Raw genomic sequence first — 8226 nt, forward strand, 5'->3', positions numbered from 1 at the left:
TTGATGTAGAAGAAAATTGGCTTTTCGGGATCGTCAAACTGAAGGTAAAGCAACTGAGCGATGATCAGCCGAGTCACATCTTGACCAGGGTTGCGGCGGTATTCGTCGATCGAGTGAAGCGGCCCGCCCAGGTAAACGATCCGTTCTTTGAGGAGCAGCGAAGCCAGATCGGGGGGAGGTGTCCGATAGTAAGCGTCGCCGTAGTTTGTAGATTGAATAGCCTTGATGGGTGAGTTCATAGCGTGCGGTCTGCCTCAAGAGTGGCACTATCTCCTTATAGTAACGTGGCGTGAGACGGACGGAACGATACAGGGATTGGGGAGAACCGAACTGGGGGGAGGAGGGAGGAGGGAGGAGGGAGGATTTTATTTTGAGATGCGGAATCAAGCTGAGGTACGGTGTAGATATCTGATCGAAGCTCCGTATTATCTCTACATTCCCCCATCTCCTATGCAAGTCGGACTGAAGTGTGCTCTCAGTGATGCTCAAGTAGACGTGACTCAAATTAATAGTCAGCGTCAAGTTGCGATTTCGATTTCAGCGATCCCTGAAGCGATCGGGCGTAGTATTCCGCTTAATCTTTGCTTGATTCTCGATCAGAGTGGCTCGATGGAAGGGCGATCGCTGGTTACTGTTAAGCAGGCTGCTCAGAGATTGATTGAGAAACTGTCGCCGGGGGATCGGATCGCGATCGTCACCTTTAATCACAGAGCTAAAGTGCTGGTGCCTAATCAGGTGATCGAAGACCTGGATAAGTTGAGAATTCCCCTTCATCAGCTTGAGGCAGCGGGGGGTACGTCGATCGATGAAGGGTTGCGGTTGGGCATTGAGGAGTTGGCGAAGGGGAAGAAAGATGCGGTTTCTCAGGCGTTTTTGCTGACGGATGGAGAAAACGAGCATGGAGATAACGATCGCTGTCTCAAACTCGCTCAACTGGCGACAGGATACAACATGACGCTGAACACGCTGGGCTTTGGGGATGCGTGGAATCAGAATGTTTTAGAAAAAATTGCTGATGCGGGCGGTGGAGCGCTCTCTTTTATTGAGCAGCCCGATCAAGCCGTTGTGGAATTTAGTCGATTGTTCGATCGCATTCAATCGGTTGGCTTGACGAATGCTCATTTGATGTTGTCGCTGACTCCTGGAATTCGATTAGCAGAATTGAAGCCGATCGCTCAAGTGGTGCCCGATGCGATCGAACTCACTGTCCAGCAGGAAGGGGATCTGACGATCGTTCGGTTAGGTGATCTGATGGTGGACGCGCCTCGAATCGTATTGACCAACTTGTATGTCGGACAACTTCCCCAGGGGAAACAAACGATCGCCTCGGTGCAAATTCGCTATGACGATCCGGCGTTGGGTCAAGAAGGCTTGCTGTCTGAAGTCTTTCCGGTTGAAATTTCGGCAGTGACGGCGTTTGAGCCTGCGATTAATCCTGAAGTGCAAAATCACATTCTGGCGTTGGCAAAATATCGGCAGACCCAGATCGCAGAAGCAAAATTGCAGCAGGGCGATCGCGTGGGAGCCGCTACGATGCTTCAAACTGCGGCCAAAACTGCGCTCCAGATGGGCGATCAGGGAGCCGCAACCGTTTTGCAAACCAGTGCTACTCAGCTTCAAGCCGGACAAGATCTGTCTGAGGCCGATAAAAAGAAAACTCGCCTCGTTTCAAAAACAACGTTGCAGGTAGACGAATCTTAGATTTGACTTTGGACTGAACAGCATTCCATGTCGAACGTCGAACGTTCAACCTCTACGCTTCACCAAAGACGGAGAAGTGCCAGGGTTTGCGCTGTAAGCCAGAGTTGTCGAACATGACATGCTTGACGATCGTATATTCCTCCAGGGCATAGTGCGACATGTCTTTGCCAAAGCCACTTTGTTTGAATCCACCGTGGGGCAACTCGCTGGCGATCGGGATGTGATCGTTGACCCAAACGGTGCCAAATTCTAAAGCTGCTGTGACGCGCATCGATCGCTGAATATTGCTCGTCCACACGCTGGCAGCCAATCCGTAGGGAATGTCATTGGCGAGAGCGATCGCTTCAGATTCGTCACTAAACCGATTGACGACGAGAACCGGGCCAAAAATCTCTTCTTGCACACAGTTTGCCGTCTGAGGCGCATCGACCAAAATGGTTGGTAGATAGAAAAAACCTTTGCCTGTGGGCAGTTCGCCCCCTAGCGCGATGCGAATTCCTTGCTGACGGGCTTCTTCGACATAACCATGCACTTTATTTTGTTGTACCTGACTGACGAGCGGCCCCATGTCGGTATCGGGTCGAGTCGGGTCGCCCATTTTGACCTGTTTGCTGACGGTGATCAAGCGATCGAGAAAGGCATCAAACACTTCATTTTGCACATAAATCCGCGTGGCGGCGGTACAGTCTTGCCCGGTATTCATATAGCCTGCAACGACGGCACCCTGCACACAAGCTTCGATATCGGCATCAGCAAACACGATAAAGGGGGCTTTTCCGCCCAGTTCTAGCGTGACTCGTTTGACGGTTTGGCTGGCCAACTCCATGACGCGCTTTCCCGTTGGGGTGCTGCCTGTAAAGCTGACCATTCTGACGATGGGATGGGTGCAGAGCGCTTCTCCGACATCGGCTCCCCCAGTGACGACGTTGATCAGTCCGGCGGGTAGACCTGATTGAAGGGCGATTTTAGCAAGTTCGATCGTGGTAATCGGCGTGTTGGGGGCGGGTTTGATGACGATCGCATTCCCAGCAGCGAGAGCGGGCGCGAGTTTCCAGACGGCCATCATCAAGGGGTAATTCCAGGGAGTAATCGCGGCTACCACACCGATCGGTTCTCGTCGCAGCATACTTGTGTAGCCACCCACATAGCTGCCTGCCGCCACGCCTTCTTGATGTCGTACGACGGAGGCAAAGTAGCGAAGGTTGTCGATCGAGAACGGAACGTCGCCATTTTGACTCAGCTTGATCGGCTTGCCTGTGTGTTGGCTTTCTAGTTGAGCGAGGGTGTCGGATTGCTGTTCAACCGCATCGGCAAACTTGAGCAGTGCTAAACTTCTCTCGCCATAAGAAAGCTGATTCCATTCGATCTGTGCTCTTTGGGCTTGTTGGACGGCGGCATCAACATCCTGGGGAGTGCCGATCGCGACGGTGGCAAACACCTCTTCGGTCGCGGGGTTGATTAGATCCTGGCTGCCAGTTGTGACGAAGCGATCGCCGATCACCATTGGGTAATGCGCTTGTTTTCCCGCGATGTTTTCCATGATGCCCTCGTTAGTGGAAATATTTGTTTTGTTGAGCGTCGCTAAATTGAAATTATGCCATTTCTTTTTTGACTTCTTTTGATGTTCAGGTTGTCTCAAGATCTTGTTAGCTGCCTCCAGTCCAAGTTCTTGCACTTGTTCTTTTCGGTTGTTGGTGAGTGCGAAAACACCAGAAGGCGATCGGTGGTGAGAGTTGTTTGGTGATAGTCGTTTAAGGTTATCTGTGCTGTCCGAAAGAACCCAGAGGTCGGGGCGTTGAGGGGCGAAGGTTGAGATGATCAACTTTGAATCAAAGTTACAAGTTCCGAAACAATTTTTTGTCGTCAGCGAAGGTTGAGTAAGATGACGGTAAAGGTTTAGGGGCAAGGTTTGGAGGTGGGGGTGAAATAGAATCGCATTGGCGAGACGCGATATTTATAAACGCGATATCTATAAAACTGAGGGTGAGGTCGTTATATAAACCAAGATTTGGAGGCGGTGATGTCTGTAAAGCAACCTCTGGTGATTGACTATGTGGATTGGCCAAAATTGCTGCCAAAGCCGCCACTGCTAACCAGTTTTCAATCGAGTTGGAATAGCATTCAGCTTGAGCATTACCGCCTACCCTTTATGGATTTGCCTGAAGTATCTAATCTTCAACATGTTGTTGTTATTCCATTAGGGCATTCGGCAGTTGATTTTGAATTTGTCGCTGAGGGGCATTCGCAAACAGTCTCGTATCGGGAAAAAGACTATGCAAGTGGATGTATTGAAATCTACCCCGCTGATCTACCGATTAGCTTCCATTCTCATCCTACTGTTAAAGCAATGGAATCGATTAACTGCTATATGGAGCCTACCTTTCTAGCTCAAATCGCACATGAATCAGTCACTCCCGATCGCGTTGAACTGCTATTGACACTGAAAACAGTTGATGTACTGCTCCACCAGATGGGTTTAGCACTCAGATCAAGTTTAGAAGTGGATGGCGCGAGAAGTCGTTTCTACGCCGATTCAATGGCAACAGCAATGGCGGCTCACCTACTGCACCGTTACTCTACCCGCAAGCATCACTTTCGAGATTATGAGGATGGATTGTCGAAACGAAAGCTTAGGCAAGCGATCGAGTATATCCAGGCGCATTTGGGTGAAGATATATCCTTAACTGATATTGCGAATGAACTGGGGATGAGTCAGTACTATTTTTGTCATTTGTTCAAGCGATCGACAGGCATCTCACCGCATCAATTCCTAATTCATCAGCGAGTCGAACGCGCAAAGCATTTACTCAAGCACTCAGAGCGAACCATTATGTCGATCGCAATGGAGTGCGGCTTTGCCAATCAGAGCCACTTTGCCCGATGTTTTCGTCAATGCACGGGGGTGAATCCGAACCAGTTTCGCAAGTTATAGCAAGATTATGTTCTAAGTTCGCAAGAAAAGGTGCGACTTCGTTTGAGCGTTGCAATAGAGTGATGGCAAACCGGGAAAGCAATTCAAGAGGTGTGTGACGCTTCTTCATGTATGTCGAGCAGTTGGAATCAGTATAAGTTCAGTTGCAACCTTGTTTGTGTTCCTTCAAGAACACTGCTTGTTTCATTTATCGATCGAGCAAATTCGAGTTCCTTATTACTAATCGCTTCAAGACTTTGGAGGCTTCTTATGAAGATGACTAGATTTCGGACAAACTTCTTGTTTGTTTCATCTATAATGTTTTTGACACTACCACTCTTGTGGGGAACGACACGTTCTCTAAAAGCAACAGCAGATGAATCTTGCAACGCGCTTTTATCAGACCTGAGTCAATATCTGCAAGCTCCAAATAATAAAGTCGTGATGTTACACATGACAAACTACCAAACCGCTCAGCAGTGGTGGGGTGGGTATACGCAAACAAGATTAAGAAGGAAGGCGAATGGACACCTGGTTGGCAATGGCAAGCGAGTCATTCTGAGCGGTCAATCACAGCCTCCTAGTACCCGTAATCCTGAGCCAATCTCCTAAGACATCAATCCTCAAAGCGGAGTAATCACCTTTCAAGGGCAATACACTCACGATATGACTTGCATTGCGAACAAGTTGGCAATTGTCGGCATTGAAGGAGGAGATGCTGTTGAGACTTTTACATTTACCAAAGTTAACTGATTCGCAAACAGGCTTTAGTAATTTTTTCAAGGGCAAGAGTGTCGTATGATTGATCCGGACAAGGAGTCTAAGGAACCGAAAGGGCTTAGTAAAGAAGCTTGGGCTGCAATCAACGCGATCGCAGTCGCATTCATTCGCGCTATGGCTACTATCTTCCCGACGATATGGAAAGATTCAGCCCCGCAAAATTCCTCACCCTCCGGTGCTTCGTCAGGATCGACCGCATCGCCAAGCTCTCCCTCTGTCAGTCCTTCTGAGAAGCCAGTCCCATCATCCCGCCCTTCTTCAGCGCCCAGTTCCACTGCTCCTGCGGCTGCCCAAACGTTAGCTCAAGATCTAGAGGCTGCTAACATCGATTTCAGTGAACCTAAAGAACTTGCCCATTTAACCAACCCATTTTCTAAATATCCACAATTTGCTACAAGTTGTCTCAATCTCCTGAAAAATAAGCGCTTGAAGAAAAGAGCCTATTTTGATGTCATTTTTTGGAACTACACCGAAGAATTAGGAGGTCAAATTAATGCTGACTCGCCCAACGGTGATATTGACACGAATATCCTAAAAGCCGCCATGATCAGTGCTTACAATACCCGTGATGGTAGTAGCGCCTTGTCATTTGGAGACATTGTAGAACTAAATCAGTGAAGTCTGACAGTAGGAGGAAAACTTTGAATTATGGTTAGTCAAAAAACGATCGAGATTGTCAAAGCAACTGCACCCGTTGTGAAGGAAAAGGGTGAAGAGATTACCCGACGGATGTATCAAATTGCCTTTGCAGAGCGACCTGACTATAAACGTAGCTTTGAAACCACCTGGATGCAGCATCTTGATGGGGGTGGACAAGCACACAAGTTAGCTGCCGCTGTTTATGCCTATGCAACTCATATCGATCGGCTAGACGAACTGGCTACGGCAGTCGATCACATTGCCCATCGCCACGTAGAAACTCGCATTTTGCCTGAGCAGTATTCCCTGATTGGCGAAAAGCTGTTGCAAGCCATGAAAGATGTTTTGCAAGATGCTGCAACGGATGAAGTAATTGCGGCGTGGGCTGAAGCCTATGATGCTCTAGCAGATATCTTTATTCAAAAAGAGAAGGCAATTTACAACCAAGAAGATCAAGAACTCACCGATCGGTTGGCAAGATCTAGTCATTCAGTGACAGCGAATTGAGTCGAATCTATTTTAGAGATACTTTGATTGACGCGGATAAGAGTACTCTTGAAGCAATATCCAAATTCAAGCCAATCTCACCCAATCTCACATAGTTCTAACTGTCAGGGGAGATAGCAAATGTATATTAGAACAGAAAATTATGTTCGTGCTGCCGATTTAGAGGATGTGCGTAAAGCGGGGCGATTAGTAGTGACGTTGCGAAGCAGTTCCCCCTCTGGGGTGAACGCCAGACACACGATATTACTGATTCACGAGCATGACAAAATCTATGCCGTAGATAACCGCTGTCCCCACATGGGTTTTCCCCTCCATCGGGGAACGGTAAAAGATTGTATTCTCACCTGCGATTGGCACTATGCCCGCTTCGATTTGATGAGCGGCGGCACGTTTGACTCCTGGGCGGATGATCTGCCTGCTTTTCCAGTGCAAATCCGCGATCGTGAAGTCTGGATCGATCTTGCGGCTCATGACGATCCATTATCCCATCATCGTCAGCGTCTTCAAGACGGTTTAGAACAAGGCATTCCCTTAGTGATTGGCAAATCGGTCATTGCGCTGTTGAAGCACGAGAAACACATCACTCAAGCCTTTCAGATGGGATTAGATTTTGGGGTTAGCTATCGACAGAGCGGTTGGGACACAGGTTTAACCATCCACACTTGCATGATGAACCTATTGCCCTATCTTGATGAGGAAGACAAACCTCGTGCAGTTTATCATGGTCTAGCCGCCGTTGCCAGGGATACTAGCAATCAACCACCCCGATTTCCGATTCAACCCTTACCTAGCTCCAACGATCCCGACAAGATTCCGATTCTACAAAGCTGGTTTCGTCAGTTTGTGGAAGTCAGAGATGCAGAAGGCGCAGAGCGTTGTTTAGCTTCAGCGATCGAGGCAGGAGCCTCTCAAACCCAACTGGCTCAGATGCTCTTTACCGTGGTGACTGACCATCGATATATGAGTGTTGGACATCCTCTAGACTTTACCAATAAAGCATTAGAGGCTTTAGATGCTGCGGATTGGCAAAATGCAGAACTCGTTTTAACCAGTTTAGTGTCTGGATATAGTAGCGCCTCTCGAATGGAAGAATCTAGATCCTGGCGCTCCCCGATTGATTTAGTGGCAATTTTGCAACAGGCTTTTGAAGCGTTGCCGCAAGCTTTAGCAGAGGGGAAAAATCAACCGGGAACTTGGAACCATCGCGACCAACTCATTTCCATCTTGCTAGGTGACAATGCCCAAGCGATCGCAGATGCTCTACTGGCCGTCCTCCGGCAAGGCTGTTCTGAGGTCGAACTGGCTGAAATTGTAACCTATGCCGCTGCCCTACGGATTGCTCAATTCAGCACGAACAATGACTTTAACGATTGGGATAGTGCCCATCATACTTTCACCTTTGCTAATGCGGTACATCAGGGCATGAGACGAGTTGCATCGCCGGAGTTGTTGAGAGGTGTGTTTGATGCAGCAATGAGTGTGTATCTCGATCGCTTTCTCAACGTCCCTGCTGCTCGCCTTCCTAAACCAGATAAAACAGTAGAAAATCCAGCAGAGTTGTTACACAAACTGCCAGAGTTGATGGATCGACAGCAGCAAGTGAATCAAGTTGGGGAATTAGTCGGGAGCTATCTTGGCGTTGCTGAACAAAGGGATGAATCAAGTGAGTACGGGTATTGACCAATACT

General features: G+C 48.4%; 8 protein-coding genes. 6 read left to right on the top strand and 2 right to left on the bottom strand.

The genetic code is table 11. The features are described from left to right. A partial coding sequence (locus ACKFKF_RS33510; RefSeq protein ID WP_446871700.1) for an ATP-dependent Clp protease proteolytic subunit occupies positions 1–239 on the bottom strand: 239 nt, incomplete at its 3' end. 211 nt (positions 240–450) lie between these two features. Between ACKFKF_RS33510 and ACKFKF_RS33515 the strand changes: the two genes are divergently transcribed. Then, positions 451–1701, top strand: coding sequence for a vWA domain-containing protein (locus ACKFKF_RS33515; RefSeq protein ID WP_446871701.1), 1251 nt, complete (start codon positions 451–453; stop codon positions 1699–1701). Positions 1702–1753: 52 nt separating this feature from the next. Here ACKFKF_RS33515 and ACKFKF_RS33520 read toward each other — a convergent pair whose 3' ends face one another. After that, positions 1754–3241, bottom strand: coding sequence for an aminobutyraldehyde dehydrogenase (locus ACKFKF_RS33520; RefSeq protein WP_446871702.1), 1488 nt, complete (start codon positions 3239–3241; stop codon positions 1754–1756). A gap of 480 nt (positions 3242–3721) precedes the next feature. Here ACKFKF_RS33520 and ACKFKF_RS33525 point away from each other — a divergent pair, with 480 nt between their 5' ends. The 5 genes from ACKFKF_RS33525 (at position 3722) to ACKFKF_RS33545 (ending at position 8218) form a co-directional block, all read left to right on the top strand. Then, positions 3722–4633, top strand: a complete 912-nt coding sequence (locus ACKFKF_RS33525) for a helix-turn-helix domain-containing protein (protein ID WP_446871703.1) — start codon at positions 3722–3724, stop codon at positions 4631–4633. Positions 4634–4936: 303 nt separating this feature from the next. Then, entirely contained in the window at positions 4937–5224 is a 288-nt protein-coding gene (locus ACKFKF_RS33530; RefSeq protein WP_446871704.1) for a hypothetical protein, read from the top strand. Between the two features lie 186 nt (positions 5225–5410). After that, positions 5411–6010, top strand: a complete 600-nt coding sequence (locus tag ACKFKF_RS33535; protein ID WP_446871705.1) for a hypothetical protein — start codon at positions 5411–5413, stop codon at positions 6008–6010. Positions 6011–6040: 30 nt separating this feature from the next. Further along, positions 6041–6538: a globin domain-containing protein gene (locus ACKFKF_RS33540; RefSeq protein ID WP_446857062.1), complete on the top strand. Its 498-nt coding sequence runs from the start codon at positions 6041–6043 to the stop codon at positions 6536–6538. 120 nt (positions 6539–6658) lie between these two features. Continuing rightward, a complete protein-coding gene (locus tag ACKFKF_RS33545; protein ID WP_446871706.1) occupies positions 6659–8218 on the top strand; it encodes a Rieske (2Fe-2S) protein in 1560 nt (519 codons plus the stop codon). Positions 8219–8226: the final 8 nt, after the last annotated feature.

The organism is Phormidesmis sp. 146-12 (assembly GCF_052939495.1).

What these genes read in the sequence shown, in the direction of transcription:
- ACKFKF_RS33515 (WP_446871701.1), top strand. Translation starts at nt 451, where the DNA reads ATGCAAGTCGGACTGAAGTGTGCTCTCAGTGATGCTCAAGTAGACGTG.
- ACKFKF_RS33520 (WP_446871702.1), bottom strand. Translation starts at nt 3,241, where the DNA reads ATGGAAAACATCGCGGGAAAACAAGCGCATTACCCAATGGTGATCGGC.
- ACKFKF_RS33525 (WP_446871703.1), top strand. Translation starts at nt 3,722, where the DNA reads ATGTCTGTAAAGCAACCTCTGGTGATTGACTATGTGGATTGGCCAAAA.
- ACKFKF_RS33535 (WP_446871705.1), top strand. Translation starts at nt 5,411, where the DNA reads ATGATTGATCCGGACAAGGAGTCTAAGGAACCGAAAGGGCTTAGTAAA.
- ACKFKF_RS33540 (WP_446857062.1), top strand. Translation starts at nt 6,041, where the DNA reads ATGGTTAGTCAAAAAACGATCGAGATTGTCAAAGCAACTGCACCCGTT.
- ACKFKF_RS33545 (WP_446871706.1), top strand. Translation starts at nt 6,659, where the DNA reads ATGTATATTAGAACAGAAAATTATGTTCGTGCTGCCGATTTAGAGGAT.